18 protein-coding genes and 2 pseudogenes are annotated in these 22,140 nt (G+C 63.3%); 10 read left to right on the forward strand and 10 right to left on the reverse strand.

The features are described 5' to 3' along the window. Positions 1-355: 355 nt before the first annotated feature. Together PJ250_RS02700 and PJ250_RS02705 are read right to left on the reverse strand one after the other, a co-directional pair. Positions 356-1,513: a vWA domain-containing protein gene (locus PJ250_RS02700; protein WP_271647024.1), complete on the reverse strand. Its 1,158-nt coding sequence runs from the start codon at positions 1,511-1,513 to the stop codon at positions 356-358. A 226-nt stretch (positions 1,514-1,739) separates the two neighbouring features. After that, on the reverse strand, positions 1,740-2,288 hold the full coding sequence (locus tag PJ250_RS02705; RefSeq protein ID WP_271647025.1) for a hypothetical protein: 549 nt from the start codon (positions 2,286-2,288) through the stop codon (positions 1,740-1,742). Between the two features lie 446 nt (positions 2,289-2,734). Between PJ250_RS02705 and PJ250_RS02710 the strand changes: the two are divergent. The 3 genes and pseudogenes from PJ250_RS02710 to PJ250_RS02720 all read left to right on the forward strand — a co-directional run. After that, a pseudogene (locus PJ250_RS02710) lies at positions 2,735-3,576 on the forward strand (IS3 family transposase); the annotation flags it as partial. A gap of 61 nt (positions 3,577-3,637) precedes the next feature. Further along, positions 3,638-4,737, forward strand: a protein-coding gene (locus tag PJ250_RS02715; protein ID WP_271647026.1) for an IS3 family transposase whose coding sequence is annotated in 2 segments (ribosomal slippage) — positions 3,638-3,899 and positions 3,899-4,737 — 1,101 coding nt in all. Because the reading frame shifts where the segments join, the coding sequence is not laid out codon by codon here. 20 nt (positions 4,738-4,757) lie between these two features. Continuing rightward, positions 4,758-5,030 (forward strand): annotated as a pseudogene (locus PJ250_RS02720) (transposase); the annotation flags it as partial. Positions 5,031-5,172: 142 nt separating this feature from the next. Here the strand turns inward: PJ250_RS02720 and PJ250_RS02725 are convergent. The 5 genes from PJ250_RS02725 to PJ250_RS02745 form a co-directional block, all read right to left on the reverse strand. Then, positions 5,173-5,631: a hypothetical protein gene (locus PJ250_RS02725; RefSeq protein WP_271647027.1), complete on the reverse strand. Its 459-nt coding sequence runs from the start codon at positions 5,629-5,631 to the stop codon at positions 5,173-5,175. Between the two features lie 427 nt (positions 5,632-6,058). Continuing rightward, complete coding sequence (locus PJ250_RS02730; RefSeq protein WP_271647028.1) at positions 6,059-7,117, reverse strand: DUF4062 domain-containing protein; 1,059 nt, start codon at positions 7,115-7,117, stop codon at positions 6,059-6,061. 37 nt (positions 7,118-7,154) lie between these two features. Continuing rightward, positions 7,155-7,961 carry a TSCPD domain-containing protein gene (locus PJ250_RS02735; protein WP_271647029.1) on the reverse strand — a complete coding sequence of 269 codons (807 nt, stop codon included), beginning with the start codon at positions 7,959-7,961 and terminating at the stop codon, positions 7,155-7,157. A 113-nt stretch (positions 7,962-8,074) separates the two neighbouring features. Further along, positions 8,075-8,569, reverse strand: a complete 495-nt coding sequence (locus PJ250_RS02740; protein ID WP_271647030.1) for a hypothetical protein — start codon at positions 8,567-8,569, stop codon at positions 8,075-8,077. Between the two features lie 139 nt (positions 8,570-8,708). Continuing rightward, positions 8,709-10,862 carry an adenosylcobalamin-dependent ribonucleoside-diphosphate reductase gene (locus PJ250_RS02745; protein WP_271647031.1) on the reverse strand — a complete coding sequence of 718 codons (2,154 nt, stop codon included), beginning with the start codon at positions 10,860-10,862 and terminating at the stop codon, positions 8,709-8,711. Between the two features lie 504 nt (positions 10,863-11,366). On the opposite strand from PJ250_RS02745, the gene PJ250_RS02750 reads away from it, so the two are divergent. The 7 genes from PJ250_RS02750 to PJ250_RS02780 all read left to right on the forward strand — a co-directional run bounded on the left by PJ250_RS02750 (position 11,367) and on the right by PJ250_RS02780 (position 18,349). After that, positions 11,367-12,827, forward strand: a complete 1,461-nt coding sequence (locus PJ250_RS02750) for a Do family serine endopeptidase (protein ID WP_271647032.1) — start codon at positions 11,367-11,369, stop codon at positions 12,825-12,827. A 177-nt stretch (positions 12,828-13,004) separates the two neighbouring features. Next, positions 13,005-13,340 carry a hypothetical protein gene (locus tag PJ250_RS02755; RefSeq protein ID WP_271648499.1) on the forward strand — a complete coding sequence of 112 codons (336 nt, stop codon included), beginning with the start codon at positions 13,005-13,007 and terminating at the stop codon, positions 13,338-13,340. A 25-nt stretch (positions 13,341-13,365) separates the two neighbouring features. Then, positions 13,366-13,887: a phage holin family protein gene (locus tag PJ250_RS02760; RefSeq protein WP_271647033.1), complete on the forward strand. Its 522-nt coding sequence runs from the start codon at positions 13,366-13,368 to the stop codon at positions 13,885-13,887. After that, a complete protein-coding gene (locus tag PJ250_RS02765) occupies positions 13,884-14,432 on the forward strand; it encodes a protein sip-5 (RefSeq protein WP_271647034.1) in 549 nt (182 codons plus the stop codon). The genes PJ250_RS02760 and PJ250_RS02765 overlap by 4 nt, the downstream gene beginning before the upstream one ends. Positions 14,433-14,437: 5 nt before the next feature. Beyond that, on the forward strand, positions 14,438-15,529 hold the full coding sequence (locus PJ250_RS02770; RefSeq protein ID WP_271648500.1) for an AI-2E family transporter: 1,092 nt from the start codon (positions 14,438-14,440) through the stop codon (positions 15,527-15,529). Positions 15,530-16,256: 727 nt separating this feature from the next. Next, positions 16,257-16,976: an HAD-IA family hydrolase gene (locus tag PJ250_RS02775; protein ID WP_271647035.1), complete on the forward strand. Its 720-nt coding sequence runs from the start codon at positions 16,257-16,259 to the stop codon at positions 16,974-16,976. Further along, positions 16,973-18,349 (forward strand): leucyl aminopeptidase family protein, encoded by a 1,377-nt coding sequence (locus PJ250_RS02780; RefSeq protein WP_271647036.1) that lies wholly within the window; start codon positions 16,973-16,975, stop codon positions 18,347-18,349. The genes PJ250_RS02775 and PJ250_RS02780 overlap by 4 nt, the downstream gene beginning before the upstream one ends. A gap of 78 nt (positions 18,350-18,427) precedes the next feature. On the opposite strand, the gene PJ250_RS02785 is transcribed toward PJ250_RS02780, so the two are convergent. The 3 genes from PJ250_RS02785 to PJ250_RS02795 all read right to left on the reverse strand — a co-directional run bounded on the left by PJ250_RS02785 (position 18,428) and on the right by PJ250_RS02795 (position 22,130). Then, positions 18,428-20,143, reverse strand: a complete 1,716-nt coding sequence (locus PJ250_RS02785) for a diguanylate cyclase (RefSeq protein ID WP_271647037.1) — start codon at positions 20,141-20,143, stop codon at positions 18,428-18,430. 101 nt (positions 20,144-20,244) lie between these two features. Beyond that, a complete protein-coding gene (locus tag PJ250_RS02790; protein ID WP_271647038.1) occupies positions 20,245-20,847 on the reverse strand; it encodes a response regulator transcription factor in 603 nt (200 codons plus the stop codon). A gap of 92 nt (positions 20,848-20,939) precedes the next feature. Then, complete coding sequence (locus PJ250_RS02795) at positions 20,940-22,130, reverse strand: sensor histidine kinase (protein ID WP_271648501.1); 1,191 nt, start codon at positions 22,128-22,130, stop codon at positions 20,940-20,942. Positions 22,131-22,140: the final 10 nt, after the last annotated feature.

Genomic DNA, 22,140 nt, shown 5'->3' on the forward strand with positions numbered 1-22,140 from the left:
AGCATCGGCGCGCGTCAGGCGCTTGCGGTTTTGGCTACTTTTGCCAAGACAAAAGTAGTTCGCGCGCACCGCGTGCGAAAGCTCTTGCTTCGGGTTCGGAGCCAGGAAGTAAACCTGACCCCGTTAGTCCCATCTTGGAACGCCAGGCTGACGAGCGGCTGACAATCGGTGTCCGGGGCGAAAGCCAATCTACATAATCCGCTACATGTGGCTCAGTTATAACATCGCGGCTGCACTTTCGCGTACGTCTCGAAGCGTCGAGGGTTCTCAAAGATCGCTTAGAGAATGTCTGCAATATCAATAATTTCAATGCTAAGTCACAGCGCCCGAAGTGTGGGCGCCGTGACGAAAAGCGTTACGGACCAAAATCTACTTGGAGCGCCTTGTTGGCATAATCCGTTATTCCCTGAACCTTGAGATAATAGGTGCCGGCAACCGGATGACTTACGCCGATCGACTTGGGGCTAGTAGTCCCGTTTGCCGAAGCGGCCCAATCCGAGCCAAGAGCTGTTGGTATTTGCTCTCTGCTAAGGTAGATCGCTACCTGTCCTCCTGATGCCCACTCCCTTATCCGCAGCTGATTTACGTTTTCTGGCACTGCAATCTCGTAAAGATTAGATGATCCAGCGGCGCCTTTAATCGTGGTTATGCCCACCGGTAGATCTTGGGAGTCAATACTATCAGCTTCAAAGCGATCTCCTATGAACGCGACGTAGTCATCCACCGTGCCGTTTGGGGAGTATTTATATACGCCTCCAGTGGACTCCGCGATATCGGAAAAGAAATCTTGGGCGGATACAGCATTTTGAACTAAATTAGGATCTGAGGCGCCGTTTATTGACATAACCCCTATTGACGTCGACGTTGCGGCGCAATCGCCTGTTAATAAGACGGTTATGGGAATATTAAGAGCGTTGGCTTTTTGCTTGATTTGGCTCCGGAGATCATTCGTCGGCGACGCGTCAGTAACTAGCAGAATTGACCCAGCGCGATCCTCGTCTGCTTCAAGCTGATCAAGCGCCGTCAGGAGTGCTTCGCCGGAAGATTCGGGACATTCACCACCGCCCGACGGAGTGATTGCGTTTAGCGCGGCAAGCAGCGGAGAGACGTCAGTTGATATTGGCGAGCGGGTGGTGACATTGTCTTTAAAAGTCAAAAGACTGTAAGCGAATTCGCGATCGTAGTTGAGAGTGGACTCCTCGGTTAGGCTTGATTCAATCGCAATCTTTATTGCGTCAATCTCATTTTGCATGGAACCCGTATCATCGACAACCAACGTTTTAGTCTTGCCAGGCCAGACATGGTCGTATGTGGCAGATCCTGGTAACTGGGTTCCGCACTCAAGCCAATGCCGAGCTTCAACAGTTGTTTTGTTTTCGATTTTCTTGGCTCCGCCGGTGATCAAGTTTAGGGAAAAACTAACTCCGGCGTCGGCTGGGGAGGTGTTCAGTTTTGATCCAGCTATCGGATCACGATTACCTCCGATTCTGAACATTATTCCGTCGATGCCCACGAGGTGACTTGAGGAAGGACAGAACATTAAATTAGTGTATGCGTCGGCATGAAGTATGCGGCCAGTTTGGCCTGAGCCGCTTGCAAACCAGATCACCCCCGTTGATGCATATGACCCAGGGATTCTTACCTCGCTATGAGCTGTTCCGGCGCAACCAAGGGCAATGGCAATTGTCAGAATTCTTAAGGTGGATATAGTGTCCATACGCGCCTCCATGGCATTCCAGTTAAAAAGGTATTATTGAAAACGTAGAGCTCGATCCTTCTTTTGTCTCGCCGTGAACTTCAATGCCAAGCCTTGCATCTATTTTAATGTAGCGGCGGTCATAAATTGCACAAAGCTCAAGCGACTTCGAAAGCATGTTTAGTGCCGTAGTAATTGTCGCCATCTTTTTAAATAATGCTGGGTCGTTGTCTGGACTGACCGGGGCCACCTCCTCTAGTGATTTTATTGAATTAATAAAAGCGAGTATTTGCGACGCATCTCCGATCACGGATAATGCGGCCTCTGATAAGGAGAGCCATTTCTTCTCAATATCGCCCTTACCCTCAATGAGCCGAAGGTCACGAATTTGAGCTCCTGCAAGTTCATAAATCGACTTGGCGACTGGGGCTAGGTCTAAACTCGATATGGCGGTCTTAACCTTCTCGGCCGTTCGCTTTTCCGTTGAGACAAGAGTGCTTGCGCGATCGGAAGACAGTGAGATGACAAGATGGCCGTATGGCGATACGTCGCGGGCGCGGACTGATAGCTTTAGCCGGTCTGCAACTTCCATGCTCCGCACCAGGTCGCTTGCCTGCTGTGAGTCATAGAAGATCTTTAGACATATAGGGCAACTGACATAGAAGCCAGATGGGGCGCCCTGAGTAGCCATTGCCGGACTACAGCAAAGCGGACAAATTACGGTGATAGTGCCGAGATCCATTCGAAGTCCTATTCCCGACTGTATTGGAAATTCCTCAAGACATTTTCCTCACAGTCACCGCTATCCCTGTGGGGCCTTCATAGCATGCCTTGCTCTCTAAGGCAACGCTGATCAAGTCCCCGCGTAAGCTCCTCCGTCAAGTAGATATTTCAAACGTAGAACTTTCGATGGCTGTGACCTCCTCCCCGTACTAGGCCCAAGCAGGACCGGAAAATTCGGCTTTTGTCGACTCCCCGTAATCTTGGTCCGGACATAGCTGGAGGTCTCCGGGCAAACTAGCCCCAAGGAGACCGAAGATGCGCAAGAGCAAGTTCACCGAGAGTCAGATCGTCGCGACGCTGAAACAAGTCGAAGGCGGTCGGCAGGTCAAGGATGTGTGCCGCGAGTTGGGTATATCGGACGCCACGTACTACGTGTGGAAGTCCAAGTAAGGCGGCATGGAAGCGTCGGACGTACAGCGACTGCGCGACGTCGAGGCGGAGCATGCCAAGCTCAAGCGGATGTATGCCGAGCTGGCGATGGAGAACCACGCACTTAAGGATCTCATTGCAAAAAAGTTGTAGACCCGGCGCACAAGCGCCCGCTGCTGGCGTGGTTGATGAATCGCTACGGCTGGAGCGAGCGTCGGGCTTGTTCGGCGATGGGCTTGTCGCGGTCGACGGCACGTTACCGCAGCCGTCCGGATCGCGATGAGGAAGTGATCGCGCTGCTAGCCGAATTGGCCGAGCGGTTTCCTGAGCGCGGCTTCGACAAGCTATTCCAGCTGATTCCCCGACGCGGTCTGGTTTGGAACCACAAGAGGGTGTGGCGCGTGTATTGCCTGATGCAACTCAACCGCCGCCGACGCGGCAAGAAGCGCGTACCGAATCGGCATCCGATGCCCTTGGTGGCCGGCGATCAAATCAACGGCAGCTGGTCGATCGACTTCATGTCCGATGCCCTGTGGGACGGGCGGCACTTTCGCACGTTCAACGTGATCGATGATTTCAGCCGGGAAGCACTGGCGGTCGAAGTGGATCTCAATCTGCCTGCCACGCGTGTGATCCGAACCCTCGAACGCATCGCTGCCTGGCGCGGTTATCCGGTGAAGCTTCGCCTAGACAACGGCCCGGAGTTCGTCGCCCTGGCGCTGGCCGAATTGAAGCGTCCCCGTTAATTCGATCCACTTGGAAGTAGAGTTCCACCTCAAGGAGCTCTGCATGAAGAAGTCAAAATTCACCGAAGAACAGATGGTCCGGATCCTCAAAGAAGTCGAGGCCGGCGCCAAGGTCGGCGAGACCTGCCGCAAGCACGGGATCAGCGAGCCGACCTATTACGTCTGGAAGTCCAAATACGCAGGCATGGAGGTGTCGCAGTTGCGGCACGTGAAGGACGTGGAAGCCGAGTTGGCCCGGATGAAGCGCATGTATGCCGAGCTGGCACTGGATCACCACGCGCTCAAGGACGTGCTGTCGCGAAAAGGTTGAGCCAGGCTCGCCGATTGGAATTGAGTCTGGCCATGCAATCCGCTCACGGCCTCAGTGCCCGTCGAGCTGATCGGGTGCTGCAGCTATCCCGATCTGCACGGCATTACCGTCCGCGCCAACGCGACGATGGCCCGCTCATCGCCGCAATCGAGGAACATCTGAAGGACAACCCCGGACACGGTTTTGGCCTACTGATGGATGGGGCATTGCGGCCGCGGGGCTGGGGCAAGACCCGCGCCTGGCGGGTCTACACCGCGCTGAAGCTCAACCTTCCACGTCGCGGCAAGCGCCGCCTTCCTGATCGCATCCGCTCGCCGCTGGAGATTGCGCAAGCGGCCAATCACACCTGGTCGGCGGACTTCATGTCCGATGCACTGTGGTCTGGGCGTCGCTTTCGCACTTTCAACATCAACGATGACTTCAATCGCGAATCGATGAAGATCGAAATCGACACCAGCCTGCCCTCGACACGGGTCATCCGCGCACTGGACGAGTTGGTCGAGCTGCGTGGTGCCCCAAGGCGACTGCGCCTAGACAACGGCCCGGAGTTTATCAGCGCCGCGCTCAGGCAGTGGGCACAGCAGCACGGCGTCACCCTGATCCACATCCAGCCCGGCAAGCCCACCCAGAACGCCTACATCGAACGCTTCAACCGCACCTTCCGCACCGAAGTGCTGGACCGCTTCGTGTTCACCACGCTCGATGAAGTGCGTCGCATGGCCGAGGACTGGCGCCATCGATACAACCACCAGCGACCACATCGGTCGCTCGGCGGGTTGCCGCCCATGCGATTCGCAATGGCACAATCAACAACTACCTCTGCTTCTGAGTGACTCGAAGAAACGAGGACGCTTCAGAATGGGCCGAGCGCAAAGGCATCGTCCTGGACTTCATCGAGCCCGGCCGGCCGATGCAGAACGGCTTCATCGAACGCTTCAACGGCAGCTTCCGCCGCGGCGTGCTGGACATGCACGTCTTCCGAAATCTCATCGAGGTACGCGAGCACGCCGAACGGTGGCTGGCCGACTACAACAACGAGATTCCCCACGACAGCCTCGACGGGCTCACCCCCGTCGAATTCCGACTTCAGAACGACCCGGCAACCTCTAATTTAGCCTGGCACTGATTTACGGGGAGTCGACATACTCTGGCCTCGGCTCTCAATACTCCAAGGCATGGTGCTTGTCTCCAGCAATGAGCGCCAAACGCGTCCACCATGTCTACGCGCGCTTGCCGCCGATGTTTCACGTCCTTACACACGGATGGCGCTACTCGTTTCTTCTCGAAGCGCGAAATGAATAACTCGACGGTTCCACCTTAAACAGAATATCCGAAAGCCGGGTTTCGAACGGGATGCGATCCTTCCGCAGGCTAGAGCGCATGGCTCGACAGAGGTTTGCATAAGCAAGGACCTCCTGTTCCTTCTCTAACGTGCCGCCCTGAAGCCAAAAGCGCTCCAAGGCCTCCAACACCTCGGCATCGCCACACACACAGATCCTCGCTTTGGCGTCGTTTAGGACCCCAAGCTCAGTTAACTCATCTATCGTTCTTCCGATCCGGCGGGCAGCGACCAGATGCGAGGTTGCCCTGAGAAAGTCGCTGTAAGCATCTAAACGCATCCGCGCCCACTCATCGTTCCGACTTTTACGTTCGGCTAGCGAATGACCGACTGCGGCACCGATCAAGCCACCTATCAGCGACAGCAGCGCTCCGAATATTGCAGGCATCTTTCATCCTTGATCCCAGCTATGAAGAAGCGATAGTAGCTCGCTTGCACAAGCTGTTGCTGTTGCTGTTGCTGTTGCTGTTGCTGTTGCTGTTGCTGTTGCTGTTGCTGTTGCTCGGATCTTGATCTTCAGCACCTTAAAGCGCGCCGAGCACCGGAGGATGGCGGGGCCGAAAAGGCGCCCTTGTCTGAGCGCAGCGAGTTTGGGCGCCGTGCCCCACCAGCCGAGGAGCGCGGGGGACCGATGCGCAGCATCGGCGTGCGTCAGGCGCTTGCGGTTTTGGCTACTCTTGCCAAGACAAAAGTACCTCGTGCGCGTCTCGCGAAAGCTCTTGCTTCGGCTCAGAGAGCCACAAAGTAAACTTGCCCCCGTTACTCTGGATACCTCAGGCTCTGGCTGCCATTCTCGCGCAACCACAGCACTTCAATCAATCCTCTTTATTAGATGTTCGCCTCTTTCGAAACTTAGGCGAATTTAGCGTTGAGGTGAAATTATTTGAATCTTCATCAACGTTGATGCCTGAATCCACGTACCCATTAGACTTCACAATAGAAATTGCATCCACGAGATCCCTCTTGGCCTCCGCACTATGCTCTAGGGTCATCCTAATATGATCCACGACACGCACTTCAAGCCCTTCCTTAGCGATTTTCTTTGAGAAGTCCTCAACCCCTTCACACTCAGAAACTAAATTTATAAACCTCGAGAGCCCGATATCAGCCTCTTTGTTGAAGTATTTAAACCAATTATTAGCGCGTATCAGCGCATTAATTCTCGCCCTTTTGAGGCGCCCTTCCTCAGAAGATATCAGAGCTTGAGAATTGTCAACCGTCTTCGACAACACCGCCTCAAGGTAATTCTTCATCGTCTCGTTTATTTGAGACAACTGATTCACCTGCTCAGTGAGGGCGGTTAATTGTTGAGATTCCGATTGCCTAGCAAGCAAGTCACGAAATAAGCCAGCCCACTGATCTCTTAGCCAAGACTCGATGTCGTCATATCTTTCAAAAGTCTTGACCTGATTATTCCTCGGCTTCGCCAATATCTCCTCAATCAGGCGAAATATATTGACCGAGTCCACGTGCGCATAGTTGATCGACTCCAGCCCCTTGTTGCGTTGATAGGTCAGATACTCAGCATACACACCGGACTCGATGAAAATATATATCGGAACATCACGCCTGGCCGCGGTCTCATACTCTGTTTTTGTAATGCTTTCGTAGCGCTCATAGAAACCCTTACTCCCTGCAGCATCAGCGCCAGACTCAGACCCGTATCTACCGCCGATAATCAAAACAAAAAGATCTGAACTCTCAGCCTCTCTGTAGCACGACTCATCTAAAGCGCGGTCATGCGCATACGCGATGTCGCCTTTCTCCGAAAGAATCGGCTCGTAACCAAGTGATTTTATAAAAACATCAAGCGAGGCCCGGACGTACTTAAGATCAAAATATGTTGAGCTTACAAAAACCCTTGGCTTTGCCATTACCCCGCCCCGGTTATCTATTCAGGCAAAAATTAACTCACCCGCACTTCGAATACCCACAATTCAAACACGTCTGACACCCATCCATGATCACCATCGCCTTGGTGCTGCACTTGTGGCACATGCTGGCGCTGGGCGGGAAGCTGGCGCCGTCGCCGGTGACTTCCACGTCCTCGACGTGGTCGGCGGTGCTGGTGGGGATCGGCGCGGCGGCGGCCGGGGCGGCTACGACGTCAGTGTTTTTTTTTGAGCGGTCCTCGTACTGCTTGCGCTTTTCGGCTAGCAGGGCCTTCTGGTGCTCGGACATTTCCGGGTCGTGCAGCAGGCCGATGGACTTCATGTGTTCTTCCACAATCGCGCCCAGCTCGGCCACCAGGGAGGGCATGTACACGCCGCCGGCCTTGAAGTAGCCACCGCGCGGGTCGAACACGGCCTTCATCTCGTCCACCACGAAGGTTACGTCACCGCCCTTGCGGAACACGGCCGACATGATGCGGGTCAGGGCGACGATCCACTGGAAGTGCTCCATCGACTTGGAGTTGATGAAGATCTCGAAGGGACGGCGGTGCTCGTGCTCGGTGCCGGCGTTGAGCACGATGTCGTTGATGGTCACGTAGAAGGCGTGCTCCACCATGGGCGACTTGATCTTGTAGGTGCTGCCGATCAGCACGTCCGGGCGCTCGATGCGCTCGTGCATCTGGATGACTTCGGCCACCGGCAGTTCGGCCTCGGCGCTGGCGCGGCTGACGGATGCGGCGGGCACGGCCGGAGCGGCGTCGCGCGCCTTGTCTTCCGGGGTGAGCACGCTGTAGCCCTTGATTTTCTTGTCGATCTTGACGGCCATGGCCTTCGGTCCTGAATTGCGAATGTGGAATGCGGGAGGGACACCGCGCCGCGCCGGGCGCACCCGATGCGGCGTGGAAGGGCCCGCCGCGCGCGGCAGGCCCTGGGGGTGGATCAGACGGTTTTCTTGGCCGTCTTCTTGGCGGGGGCCGGCTTGGCCGGGGCCTTTTTGGCCGGCGCAGGCTTGGCCGGGGCCTTCTTGACCGCCGGCTTGGCCACGGCCTGTGTCGCGGCGGCCTTCTTGACCGGGGCCTTGGCGACCTTGGCAGGAGCCTTCTTGGCCGGTACGCGCTTGGCGCCCACGCCCTTGGCCTTGAGGGCGGCGGCCTCGGCCTTGGCCGATGCGCTGGCGACGGTCAGCTTTTCCTTGGTGGTGGCCACGGTCTTCTTGACCGCCTTGGAAGCCTTGGCGGTGCGCTTGTTGACGGCCTTCTTGGCCAGGGCGAGCTTGTGGCTGACGGTCTTGCTGGCCTTGGCCGCGCGCTTGGCGAGCTTGTCGGCGGTCGCGCTGGCCGAGTCGGCCACGGTGGTGGCCAGTTCGGTGGTCTTGCCCTTTACGCTGCCGGCGGCGTCGGACAGCGTGGCGGTGATATCCGTTCCCTTGCTCATGTGCCCTCCAAAGGGCTGGAAGTTGATGACGACCACGATGCTAGTGCAGCGACAGTGAAGCGCGGGCGGTGCCCGCCCCGGCCCCAGCGCTGCGCGAGGGGCGGGACACGAGGGACCTCAGAACTTGCCGTGACCCTTCTTAAAACTTGCCGTAATACCCTTCTTTCAGCGCGTCGAACAGGTTGGCGGCGGTGTGCATCTCGCCGTCGTACTCGATCTGCTCGTTGCCCTTGACCTCCACGATGGAGCCGTCTTCCAGCTCGAAGCGGTAGGTGGTGTTTTCCAGGTCGGCTTCCTTGACCAGCACGCCCTGGAAGGCGGCCGGGTTGAAGCGGAAGGTGGTGCAGCCCTTCAGGCCCTGCTGATAGGCGTAGCGGTAGATGTCCTTGAACGACTCGTAGGGGTAGTCGGTGGGGACGTTGGCGGTCTTGGAGATGGAGCTGTCCACCCACTTCTGCGCGGCGGCCTGGACGTCCACGTGTTCCTTGGGATGGATGTCGTCGGCGGCGATGAAGTAATCGGGTAGCTTGGCCTCAGCCTCCTCGGAGAACGGCATGGCCTTGGCGTTGATCAGCTCGCGGTAGGCCAGCAGCTCGAAGGAGAACACGTCCACCTTCTCCTTGGACTTCTTGCCCTCGCGGATCACGTTGCGGCTGTAGTGATGGGCGAAGGAGGGCTCGATGCCGTTGGAGGCGTTGTTGGCCAGGCTCAGGGAGATGGTGCCGGTCGGGGCAATGGAGCTGTGGTGGGTGAAGCGCGCGCCGACATCGGCCAGCTCGTCCACCAGTTCCGGGGCCACGGTGGCAATGCGCTGCATGTAGCGGCTGTACTTGGCGTGCAGCACCTTGCCTTCGATCTCCTGGCCGACCTTCCAGCCGTCCTGGGCCATCTCCGGGCGCTGGCGCAGCATGGCGGCGGTGACCTGGAAGCGCTCTTCCATGATCGGGGCGGCGCCCTTTTCCTTGGCCAGGGACAGGCCGGTTTCCCAGCCGGCCACGGCCATGTCGCGGGCGATCTGTTCGGTGAACTCGCACGACTCGGCGCTGCCGTACTTCATGCGCAGCATGGTCAGGGTGGAGCCCAGGCCGAGGAAACCCATGCCGTGGCGGCGCTTGCGCATGATCTCCTGGCGCTGCTGCTCCAGCGGCAGGCCGTTGACCTCCACCACGTTGTCGAGCATGCGGGTGAACACGCGCACGACTTCCTTGTATTCCTCCCAGTCGAAACGCGCCTGGTCGGTGAACGGGTCGCGCACGAAGCCGGTGAGGTTGATCGAGCCCAGCAGGCAGGCGCCGTACGGCGGCAGCGGCTGCTCGCCGCAGGGGTTGGTGGCGCGGATGTTCTCGCACCACCAGTTGTTGTTCATCTCGTTGACCTTGTCGATCAGGATGAAGCCCGGCTCGGCGTAGTCGTAGGTGGAGACCATGATCATGTCCCACAGGTGGCGGGCGCGGATCTGCCCGTACACCTTGCAGGCCACCAGGCCGTCGTCGCGGGTGACGTAGGTCTCGGCGTTGGGCCACTCGCGCCAGACCACCTGCTCGGCGCTGGTCAGGTCGATGTCGGCCTCTTCCTTCTTGTTGACCGGGAACACCAGCGGCCAGTCGGTGTCGTTTTCCACGGCCTGCATGAAGCCATCGGTGATCAGCAGCGAGAGGTTGAACTGGCGCAGGCGCCCGTCCTCGCGCTTGGCGCGGATGAAGTCCTTCACGTCCGGGTGGGACACATCGAAGGTGCCCATCTGCGCGCCGCGACGGCCACCGGCGCTGGACACGGTGAAGCACATCTTGTCGAAGATATCCATGAAGGACATCGGGCCGGAGGTGTAGGCGCCGGCGCCGGCGACGAAGGCGCCCTTGGGCCGCAGGGTGGAGAACTCGTAGCCGATGCCGCAGCCGGCCTTCAGCGTGAGGCCGGCCTCGTGGACCTTCTCCAGGATGCCGTCCATCGAGTCGGTGATGGTGCCCGACACGGTGCAGTTGATGGTGCTGGTGGCCGGCTTGTGCTCCAGCGCGCCGGCGTTGGAGGTGATGCGGCCGGCGGGGATGGCGCCGCGGCGCAGCGCCCACAGGAAGCGCTCGTACCAGTAGGTGCGCTTTTCGACCGTGGGCTCGGCATCGGCCAGGGCGCGGGCCACGCGCTGGTAGGTGCCGTCGATGTCGGCATCGATGGCCACGCCGGCCTTGCTCTTCAGGCGGTACTTCTTGTCCCAGATGTCCTGGGACGCGGGCTGCATCGGGATGACGCGGGCCGCGTGTTCTTTCTTGACCGCCTCAAGGCGCACCGTGCTCATGGGTTGGAGCTCTCCCTAGTGAAAATGATGCCGCCGCGCGTGGGACGCACGGGAGGCGTGTTGATGGTGGTGCCGGGGCGTGGACCGCGGCTGCAGGGCGGCGTGCCGTGCCTCAGGGGCGGGCATGTGCAGGTGATGTCGATTGTGTTGGCGGGCTGGAATCCCGCGACCACCACCTGCTGCATGCGCCGTCTCCCCTGTGGCGCTGGGGTTCCCAAGCAAAACCCTACCGCTTGGGGCCGTCACGCGACCCCTTCGCTACATCTTGGGGCCGCAGGCCGAGGAAGTTAGCCCTGCCACGGGGGCGTGTCAACCGCGAAAAAGCCGTTCTGCGTGGAACCGTCAAAACCCGGTTCCATGACCCCCGAAAGGGGTGGGATCGGGCGTTTTCATTGAGGATTTAAGGGCTGGACATCACACTCGTTCAGGTTCGCCCATGCGGCGGTGCGCCATGGGCGGGCCACGATGCGGCGCCTTCGACTCCATCCACTTCCAAGCCACGCCATGCGTCCCTTTCCGACCCTGCTCGCCCTGACCGCTGCCGCTGCCTTTGGCGGCTTTGTCGCCCTCGGCCTGTACCAGACCGTCGAACATCCCGCCCAGGCCCGCGAAGACGCCCCGCCGACCAGCTCGGTGCTGCCGGCGGCGGCCGGTGCCGCCCTGCCGTCGGCCGTGGATGGCGAGCCGATGCCCTCGCTGGCGCCGATGCTCAAGCGGGTCACCCCGGCGGTGGTCAGCGTGTACAGCCGGCAGACCGTGCGCGTGGCCAGTCCGCTGGGGCCGTTCGGCCAGTTGTTCGGGATTCCTGACATCCCGCGCGAGCGGGTGCAGCGCGCGTTGGGTTCGGGCGTGATCATCGATGCCAAGCGCGGCCTGATCCTCACCAACCACCACGTGGTGGAAAACGCCGACGGCGTGTCGGTCACCCTCAACGACGGGCGCACGGTGGAGGCCGAGTTCCTGGGCTCGGACCCGGACACCGACGTGGCCCTGATCCGCATCCCGCCCAAGGACCTGACCCAGATCCCGCTGGGCGACAGCGACCAGCTGCAGGTCGGCGATTTCGTGGTGGCGGTGGGCAACCCGTACGGGCTGGGGCAGACGGTGACCTCGGGCATTGTCTCGGCGGTGGGCCGCAGCGGCATCCCGGTGGCCGGCTTCCAGAACTTCATCCAGACCGACGCGTCGATCAACCCGGGCAATTCCGGCGGCGCGCTGGTCAACCTGAAAGGCCAGTTGGTGGGCATCAATACCGCCAGCTTCAATCCTTCAGGCTCGATGGCCGGCAACATCGGCCTGGGGTTCGCCATCCCGATCGACCTGGCCCGCAACATCGCCGAGCAGCTCTACACCAACAAGGGCGTGGTCAAGCGCGGCACGCTGGGGGTGACCACCCAGGACGTGACCCAGAAGCTGGCCGACGCGCTGGGCATGGACGCGCCGCGTGGCGCACTGGTGACCGGCATCTATCCCGATTCGGCCGCCGCCGCCGCGGGCATGCAGCCCGGCGATGTGGTGCTGCAGGCCAACGGCCAGCGCATCGACAACGGTGGGGCCCTGCACAACTTCGAGGGCCTGCAGGGCGTGGGCAGCAAGGTGACCCTGAGCCTGCGTCGCGACGGCAAGCCGCTCACCCTCACCGCCACGCTCAAGGAACAGCTGCGCGAAGCCAATGGCGCGGACCTGGACGCGCGCCTGGCCGGAGCGACCTTCGACGAACTGGACGAAGCCACGCGCCAGCAGTTGCGCGGCATGGGCGCCAACGGCGGGGTGCAGGTCAGCCAGGTGCAGCCGCGCAGCCGCGCGTGGAACAACGGACTGCGCCAGGGCGACATCGTGTTCGCCGGCAGTGGCGGCAACTTCAGCGACCTGGCGGGCTTCCGCGCGAGCTTGCGCGACACGCCGCGCCAGCTGGTGTTGCGAGTGCTGCGTAATGGCGAAGACGGCCAGTTGCTGATGCGCTGAAGCTGCGGCCGCGCCCTTGTAGGCGCGGCCGAACTAACAGGGCGTTCATGCGGTCGTGCGGTAGATTCAAAACGTACCGTTGCATCCACAGACACGGAGAAGACCACCATGAGCGATCCCAACCCCACCCTCGGCACCGCTGCCCACAGCGCCGCCGCCTCCACCGCCGCCGATCAGATGAAGACCAACCTGGGCGAGGCCGGTTCGCACCTGAAGTCCGCGGCCACGGCAGCCAGCGAAGCCCTGCGCGGCGCCGCCGGCGTGGCCGGTGACGAACTCAAGCTGGGCAAGGCGCAGCTGAAGTCCGAGCTGTCCGACAGTGCCCTGGCCGGCATCAGCGCCGCGGAATTTGGCGGCGAAGCCGCGCGCGAGCAGATGGACGCGCTGATGGACAAGGGCCGCGACCTGATCGACAGCGCCGCCGAAGTGATTCGCGAGCGTCCGCTGACTGCTTTCGGCGTGGCCCTTGCCACCGGTTGGGTGATCGCCAAGCTGGGTCGTCGCGGCGACTGATCCGACGCCGACGCGAGGGGAACGCGTGAGCGACACCGAGCATCAAGAACAAGCCCCGGGCGGGGCGACGCCATCGCTGGAAGACAGCCTGCGCCAGGTCGGCCGCTCCGGAAAGGCAGGGCTGACTTCGGCGCTGGACACTGCCCGTGCGCTGCGCAAGCTGGCCCTGGCCGACTTCGCACTGGCGCGCGTGGCACTGGCCCGCGCGATGGTGTGGATGTCAGTGGCCGCGGTCTTCGGCGTGTGCAGCTGGTTGTTGCTGATGGGCGTGCTGATTGCCCTGCTGCAGCACAACGGATTTTCATGGCTGGCCTCGGTGTCCATTGCCGCAGGGTTGAGCCTGTTTATGACGATCCTCGGCGTGGTGCAGACCTTGCGCTACTTCGAGTTCACTCGCATGGAAGCCACCCGCCGCCAGCTCAAGGCGATGGGGATTGGCGATGATGACGAGGATGAAGACGAAGACACCCCTGGTGTGAGCGGCACGCCAGTCCCGCAGGCGGCCGCACCCACGCCGGCCGGCGTAGCCGAGGGAGGCCGTCCATGAAGTTCGCCAAGCTGAAGCATCGCGTGGTCCGCGCCGAAACACTGGTCGAGGGCCGGCGCCAGCAGACCATCGACAATGCCGGCGCGCTGTTGAGCCACTGGAAGCGCAGTTGGACGCCCTGGCGCATCGTCCTGGTGGGTCTGGGCGTGGGTTATTTGACCGGCAGCTCGCATCCTTCGCGGGTCATGGGCGCGACCAAATGGCTGCGCGTGGTGAGCATGGTGTCCGGCATGTTCACCACGCTGCAGGCGTCGATGGCCGCCTGGCAGGCCGACCAGGCCGCGGACAAGGCCGACGAGGCCGCCGACAGCGCCCAGGACGCCGCGCAGGCCACCCAGAGCACTCAAGCCGCCGCCGGTGTCGCCGCCGCGCAGGCCGCCCGCCACGCCGCCAGCACTGGCGCGGGCCCGGCACGTGACGTCCCGCAACGCGCCGCGCCAGGGCCGGGCAATGCCCCGCCTGTGGACGAGCACGGGGAAACCGAACGCTGGACCGCCCATCCGCCGCAGCCGGCGGAAGCCGCCACTCACCTCTCCGAGCGGTGAACGCCCTGGACGCAGATCTGGCGGACCCCGAGGCCGACCCGGCGCCCGCGCCGCCCCCGCCCCGCCCGCGCGGTCCTTTGTCACTGGTGATCCTGGCGTTCCTGGCCTGCGGCTTTACCCTGTGGGTAGCGCAGGCGGTGATCCTGCCGGTGCTGCTGGCGTGCTTCCTGGCGCTGGTGGGCAATCCGATGATCCGCGGCCTGCAGCGGCTGTACCTGCCCCGCTTCGTCGGAGCGGTCCTGGTGTTGGTGCTCGGCCTGGCGGCGGCCGGCGCGCTGGCCTACCAGCTAGTGCCGCCCGCCGCCGCCTGGGCCAAGGCCGCCCCACGTGAACTGCGCCAACTGGCGCCCAAGCTGCGTGCGCTGACCAAGCCGGTCTACGACGCCAACGAGGCCGCCGAGAACTTCGCCCGCGCCGCCGCCGGCGACACCGGGCGCCGCCCGCAGGTGATGCGCACGGCCGAAGATCCCTTCCGCAAGCTGACCACCACCCCACGCATGCTGGCCTCGGTGCTGGCGGTGGTGCTGCTGACGTTCTTTTTCATGGTCTACGGCGAGAACCTGCAGCGGCATGCCATCGCGCTGCTGCCCAAGCGCCAGCAGCAGAAGCTCACCGTGGGCATCCTGCAATCGATCGAACGTTCGGTCTCACGCTACGTGCTGACCATCACCATCATCAACGCGGTGGTCGGCCTGCTGTTCGCCGGGGCGCTGTACCTGCTGGAATTCCCCATCGCCGACGCGCTGTTGTGGGGCACGCTGGTGGCCATCCTCAACTTCGCCCCGTACGTGGGTCCGCTGGCCGGCATGGTGATGATGCTGGTGGTGGGCCTGACCACGTTCGACGACGCCTGGACCTCGCTGCTGCCAGCGGCGATCTACCTGGGCCTGCACACGCTGGAAGGCCAGTTGGTCACCCCGATCATCCTGGGCCGGCAGATGCGCTTGTCGCCCTTGATCCTGATCCTGGCGCTGATGGTGTTCGGCTCGCTGTGGGGGATCATCGGTCTGCTGCTGGCGGTGCCGATGTTGGTGTGCATCAAGTTGGTGCTGGCGCAGGTGCAGGGGTTGGAGGGTTGGGCGCGGTTGATGGAGTAGGCGCCGCTTCCGAGCGGCCCTGACCAGCACAAGGCTTGTCCCTTGCGGTTGCGGTTGCGGTTGCGGTTGCTCGTCAGCCTTTGACGTTGCCTTTGCCTTTGCCTTTGACGTTGGCTCCACCTGACCGAGCCGTAAAGCGCGCCGAGCACCGCAGCGAAGCAGGGCCGAAGAGGCGCCCTGTTTGAGCGAAGCGAGTTTGGGCGCCGTGCCCTGCTTTGCGAGGAGCACAGGGGATCGACGCGTAGCGTCGACGCGCGTCCGGCGAGAAGCGGTTTTGCTTCCTTTTGCCGCGACAAAAGGAAGTCGCGCCCGAGGGCGCGAAAGCTCTTGATCCTGCTTGCAGCTTCAAGCCCGCGCGGCGGAATCATCGCCATTTCGGCCAAGGACTCAAAAGCATCGCGCCCATGGCGCGACAGATGCAAAGCTTTCGCGCTTGCAGCACGAGTGACTTTTGTCGCGGCAAAAGTCACCAAAACCGCTACTCGCCGGACACTCGCCGCCGCTACGCGGCGGTCCCCTGCGCTTCTCGGAAGTCAGGGCACGTCGCCCAAACTCGCTGCGCTCAGACAAGGGCGACTCTTCGGCCCTGACTTCCTGCGATGCTCGGCTCGCTTTACGGCTCAGACAGTTGGAGCACAAAGCAAAACAAAGCAGAAGCAAAGCGACGGCAAGCCACAGCAAAAAGCGGTATCGGGCCTGCCTGCGCCCGGCAGGCTAAAATACTGCGATGAATTTCGATATCCGCGCCGTCACCCTGGACCTGGACGACACCCTGTGGCCGTTCGCGCCGATCGGGGCGCGCATTGAGCAGGCCCTGCACACCTGGCTGGAAACCCATAGCCCGGCCACCGCCGCGCAGTTCCCCATCGAGGTGATGCGCGAGGTCCGCGAACAGGTATTTGCCGACAATCCGCACCTGCTGCACGACCTGTCGGCCATGCGCCGGCTCACCCTGGAACACGCCCTGCGCGAGAGCGGTGCCGACCTGGCCCTGCTGGACCCGGCCTACGAGGTGTTCTATGCCGAACGCAATCGCGTGGCGTGCTACCCCGACGCGGTGCACGCCCTGGAACGCATCGCCGCGCGCCTGCCGGTGGCGGCGCTGACCAACGGCAATGCCGACCTGGCGCGCTGCGGGCTGGACCAACACTTCGTGTTCCAGCTGGGCGCACGCGAGCACGGCGCGGCCAAGCCGGAGGCCAGCATCTTCCATGCGGCGTGCGCGCAGTTGGCATTGCCACCAGAGCAGGTGCTGCACGTAGGCGACCACATGCTGATGGACGTGGCCGGCGCGGCGCGCGCGGGCCTGCGCGCGTGCTGGCTCAACCGCATCGGCGCACAGTGGAGCATCGACGACGTGCAGCCGGACCTGGAGTTCACCACCCTCACCGCGCTGGCCGACTGGCTCGACGCCCACCTGGATACCAAGGACACCGCTGCCGCATGAGCCAGACCGCCTTCATCGAGGACACCGCCACCGCCTGCCTGCCGCTGCACGTGTTGCAGCGCGAGCAGTTCCAGGACTGGTGTGCCACCCAGCCCGGCGCGACCGTGGCCTGGCTGCAGGCGCAGGGCTTCAACGCGGCGCCGGGCACGCTGGCGCTGCTGCCCGGCGCCGATGGCCTGGCGGGCGCGGTGCTGGCCATCGGCGATGCCGCCGATCCGCTGTCCTATGGCCATGCGCCGATGGGCCTGCCGCCGGGCAGCTGCTGGCAGGTCGAGGGCAACGGGCTCTCCGACGAGGCGCGCGCCGCGCTTGAACTGGGCTGGGGCCTGGGTGCGTATCGCTTCGACCGTTACAAGACTCCGCCGCGCGCACCGGCGCTGCTCCAAGTCGCCGCTGGCGCCAGCCGCACCCGGGCGCTGCTGGCCGCGTGCCTGCGGGTGCGCGACCTGGTCAACACGCCCACCGAAGACATGGGCCCGGCCGACCTGGAAGCGGTGGTCCGCCAGATCGGCGCCGACCACGCCGCGCAGGTGGAGGTGATCGAAGGCGCCGACTTGCTGGCGCACAACTTCCCGGCCATCCACGCGGTCGGCCGCGCCTCGCATCGCGCGCCGCGGCTGATCGCGCTGCGCTGGGGCGCCGAAGACGCGCCCAAGGTCACCCTGGTCGGCAAGGGCGTGTGCTTCGACACCGGCGGGCTGGACATCAAGCCGGCCGACGGCATGCGCAACATGAAGAAGGACATGGGCGGCGCGGCGCATGCGATCGCCCTGGCCGAGCTGGTCATGGACCAGCGGTTGCCGGTGCGGCTGACCCTGTTGGTGCCGGCGGTGGAGAACGCCATCGGCCCGGACGCCTTCCGTCCCGGTGAGGTGATCGCCACCCGTGCCGGCATCAGCGTGGAGATCGACAACACCGACGCCGAGGGCCGGGTGATCCTGTGCGATGCGCTGGCCTATGCCGGCGAGGACCAGCCCGAGCTGCTGTTGGACTTCGCCACGCTCACCGGCGCGGCGCGCATCGCGCTGGGGCCGGAGCTGCCGGTGTTGTTCTCCAACGACGATGCGCTGGCCAACGCCTGGCTGGCGGCGGGCGAGCAGACCCGCGATCCGCTGTGGCGCCTGCCGCTATGGCGTCCCTACCTGCGCTACCTCACCAGCCATGTGGCCGACCTGGCCAATGCCGGCTCGCGCATGGCCGGCGCGGTGACCGCAGCGCTGTACCTGGAGCGCTTCGTCCCGGCCGGGACGCCGTGGGCGCATCTGGACGTGTATGCATGGAACGACGGCGATCGCCCGGGCCGCCCGGCCGGCGGCGAGGCCATGGCCCTGCGTGCGGCCTTCGAGATGCTGCGCGCCCGTTACGCGGGCTGATCGTCCACGGCGACGCGCAAGGATTTTTGGAAAGCTCAGCCGCCCCCGGCGGGGCATTCGGGAACGGCGCGATCCGACTCAGCTGGCGCCCGTGCTACTGGAAGGAGTCACCAGGGTGTGGACCGAATGACCGCTCTCAACCCGGTTACGGCCACGCGCCTTGGCTCGGTACAAGGCCCGGTCGGCGTGGCTGACCAAGCTCTCCGGGTCGCCACCGTCGGCCGGGAAACAAGCCAGGCCGATGGACACCGTCACCGCCGGCAGATCCTTGCCCAGATGCTGGACGCGCAAGGCATGCACGGCCTCGCGGATCTGCTCTGCCCGCTCCAGGGCCGCCTGCGGTGAGGCTTCGGGCAGGATCAGGGTGAACTCTTCGCCACCGTAACGGCAGGCGATGTCTTCCTGGCGCGAGAGCGTCTGCAGGAGTTGACCGAAACCGGCCAGCAGCGCGTCGCCGCCCGGATGGCCATGGGTGTCGTTGAAGCGCTTGAAGTGGTCCACATCCAGCATCATCACCGCCAGCGGCAAGTTGCGGCGCTCGCAGCGGGCCAGCTCACGCGACAAAGATTCCTCCAGATAGCGACGATTGAACAAGCCGGTCAGCGGTTCACGGATGGACTGGATGCGCAGGCGGTCCTGCAACTGCAGATTGGACAGCGCCATGGCCAGCTGTTCGGCGACGGTTTCGATCAGCTGGACGCGGCCCAGAAACTCGCCGTCGTTGGCCGATACATACAGGAAGCCCAACTGATTGCCCTGTGCATTGAGCGGGATGCAGGCGGTGGCTCCTTCGGTGGATTCGATGTGCTTGCAGCGCACCGTATCGGCTGGACCGTGGGCCAACTGCGACTGGCCGCGACGCAAGGCCCAGCAGTGCTCGTGTGGCAGCATCTGCGCGCTGGGCACCACATGCTCGCCCCATTGCGCCATGGCTTCGGCGTAATCCTGCGAAGCGCGGATGCGGTAGATCGTGCCGCCGGTGCCAGGCAGCAGCCGCGTCATCAGCTGGATGGTCAGGTCCAGCGCTTCTTCGGGCCGCACGCAGCTTTGCAGCATGCTGGCGAAATGACTCAGCTCACGCAGGTCGGCGCCGGTGTGCTCCAGCTCCTCCACCGTGCTGATCAAGCGCGCGTTGCTGGCGATGGTTTCGCGTTCGGCCTGGTCGCGGCCGCGGATTTCGCGCAGCATCAAGACATACACCATCGCGATCACCGCGATGCCGGCAGGAATCCCCGCCAGGGCCAGGGCCCTGAGCAGCATCGCGCTACGGTCACTGGAAGCCGCACGTCCCCGCAACAGCTCGCGCTCGGCCTGGCGGGCCGTTCGCATCTGGATACGGATGGCGTCGGAGGTGGCCTGGGCGTTGGCCCCGATGGCCTGCTGTGCGGCGGTCTGTCCCTGGGTCTGATAGACGTCCAGCACCTGGTCGGTCTGGCGCAGGCGCTGATCGATCAGGGCGCGCAGATCGCGGACCCGCCCAAGTTGCTCGGGATTGTCCCGGATCAGCCGTTCAAGTTCGGCGAACTGATCCGGCAGCTGGCTTTTCCCCAGCCGATAGCTCGCCAGGTAGTCCACCTGCCCGGTCAGCAGGAAGCCCCGCTGGGCCGACTCGGCATCGCGCAGTCGCGCTTCGATTTCGTCGATCCGTGCAATCACTTCGTTGGTGTGCGACACCCACCGGGCATCCTCGGCGAAGCGCTCGGTGCCACGCAGGATGCCCAGACCGACGACCACGAAGATGGCCGTGGCCAGCAGCGGGCCAACCTGATTGGTGATACGACGAAGAGAGATCATGAAAACGTCATTGCAAAGCGTGTGCCAATTTTAGGGCGGGGCCGGCGCGCTGGGCTCGGAACAAACCGGCGCTGCATCACTGTTTCCGCAGAAAAACGCTTTCAGAGCCAGCCCTTCTGCCGGGCCAGGCGATAGGCCTCGATGCGATTGCCGACCCCCAGCTTGCTGATCGCTTCGGACAGGTAGTTGCGCACGGTGCCATGCGAGAGGTGCAGGCGGATGGCGATCTCCGCGGCGGTCAGGCCCTCGCCGGCCAGGCGCAGGGCCTGGCGCTCGCGCTCGCTCAGAGGGTCGGTTTCCGACCAGGCTTCCAGCGCGAGTTCCGGGGCGATGGCGCGGCCACCGCGATGCACGCTGCGCAGCGCATCGGCCAGGTGCTCGGGCGGCGCGTCCTTGAGCAAGTAGCCGGCCACGCCGGCATCCAGCGCGCGGCGCAGGAAGCCCGGTCGGGCGAAGGTGGTCACGATCACCACGCGCGTGGGCAGTGCATGGCGCTGCACCCGCTGGGCCAGTTCCAGCCCGGACAGGCCAGGCATCTCGATGTCGGTGACCAGCACGTCCGGCCGCAGGCGCTGCAGTTCACGCCAGGCCGCCTCGCCATCGGCCGCCGCCGCCAGCACGTCGATGTCTGCTTCCAGGCCCAACAGTGCAGCCAGTGCGCCGCGGACCATGGCCTGGTCTTCGGCCAGCAGGACGCGGATCACGGGGTGTTTTGGGTCGGCGGCATGGTCAGGATTCTAGAGCGCGAATGCGCGGCTTGCGGCTTCCGTGGGAGTCGCCATGGCGACGATGAGCTTCAGCCGGGTAGCTTCATCGCCGCGATGGCGGCTCCCACGGCATGGTTTGCGGCAACCGATGCAGGCCTTGGCACCCGCGCAAGGACCGTGGTGCCGCTGCCGCGCGCGCCTTCGACCTGCAGCGTGCCGCCCAGCGCCTGCACGCGGGCGCGCATGCCGTCCAGGCCGTTGCCCGGCACCATGTCCCCCCCGCGGCCGTCGTCGTGGATGCGCAGCGACAGGGCCGCGTCGTCGCCTGCCACGGCGATCTGCACCGAGCGCGCCTGTGCGTGCCGCTGCACGTTGGTCACTGCCTCGCGCAGGACCAGGGCGAAGGCGGTTTCCACCGCGGGCGGTAGCGGCACGTCGTCGACGTGGTAGCGCAACGCCACGCCACAGGATTCCAGCAGCAGCCGTGCTGAAGCCAACTCGGCCGCCAGCTCGGCCGACCGGATGCCGCTGACCGCGCGCCGCACCTGGGCCAGTGCCTCGCGCGAGACACCGCTGACCTCGAGCATCTCGCGTCGTGCGGCGTCCGGATCGCGTTCGACCAGGCGCACGGCCAGGTCGGACTTCAACGCCACCAGCGAGAGCGTGTGGCCGAGCAGATCGTGCAGGTCGCGGCCGATGCGCTCGCGCTCGGCCACCGCGGCCAGGCGTCGCACCTCTTCGTGGCTCAGGCGCAGGGCGGCATCCTTGTGCCGGTTGAGCTGTTGCACGCCGATCACCGCACCAGTCCCCAGGACCGAAATCGGCAACCACACCAGCATCTGCCACGGATACCCCAGCCACAAGGCACAGGCCAGGAATGCCAGGTTGAGCAGGATCAGCAGACCGAGATAGCGGCGCAGCGAATGCGGCCCGTCGATGGACAAGCTCAGGCAGCCGAACACGAAGTAGCTGATGCCCGAGGGATACACCGGCAGCAGGGCCGTGCTCATCACGATCATCGCCAGCGCATAGCGATTGCTGGTGCGCCGCGAACGCAGCAGGGTCATCGCATACAGGAACAGGAACGTGGGATAGGACAGCAGCGTCCACCCTGCCCAGGACAGGTTATAGCCGCCATTTCCGAACAGCGGCACCACGAACACCCAGGCCGACCACAGCAGGTGCACCGCCTCGGTCCAGGGCGACTTGCCCTGGCGCATGCGCTCGGCGGCATCGGAATCGGCGTCCGGGGTGAGCCAGGCGGGCAGCGAGCGGCGGATCATGGCGAAG

The sequence above is a fragment of the Pseudoxanthomonas sp. JBR18 genome (genome assembly GCF_028198165.1).
In the GTDB taxonomy this organism is placed as follows: domain Bacteria; phylum Pseudomonadota; class Gammaproteobacteria; order Xanthomonadales; family Xanthomonadaceae; genus Pseudoxanthomonas_A.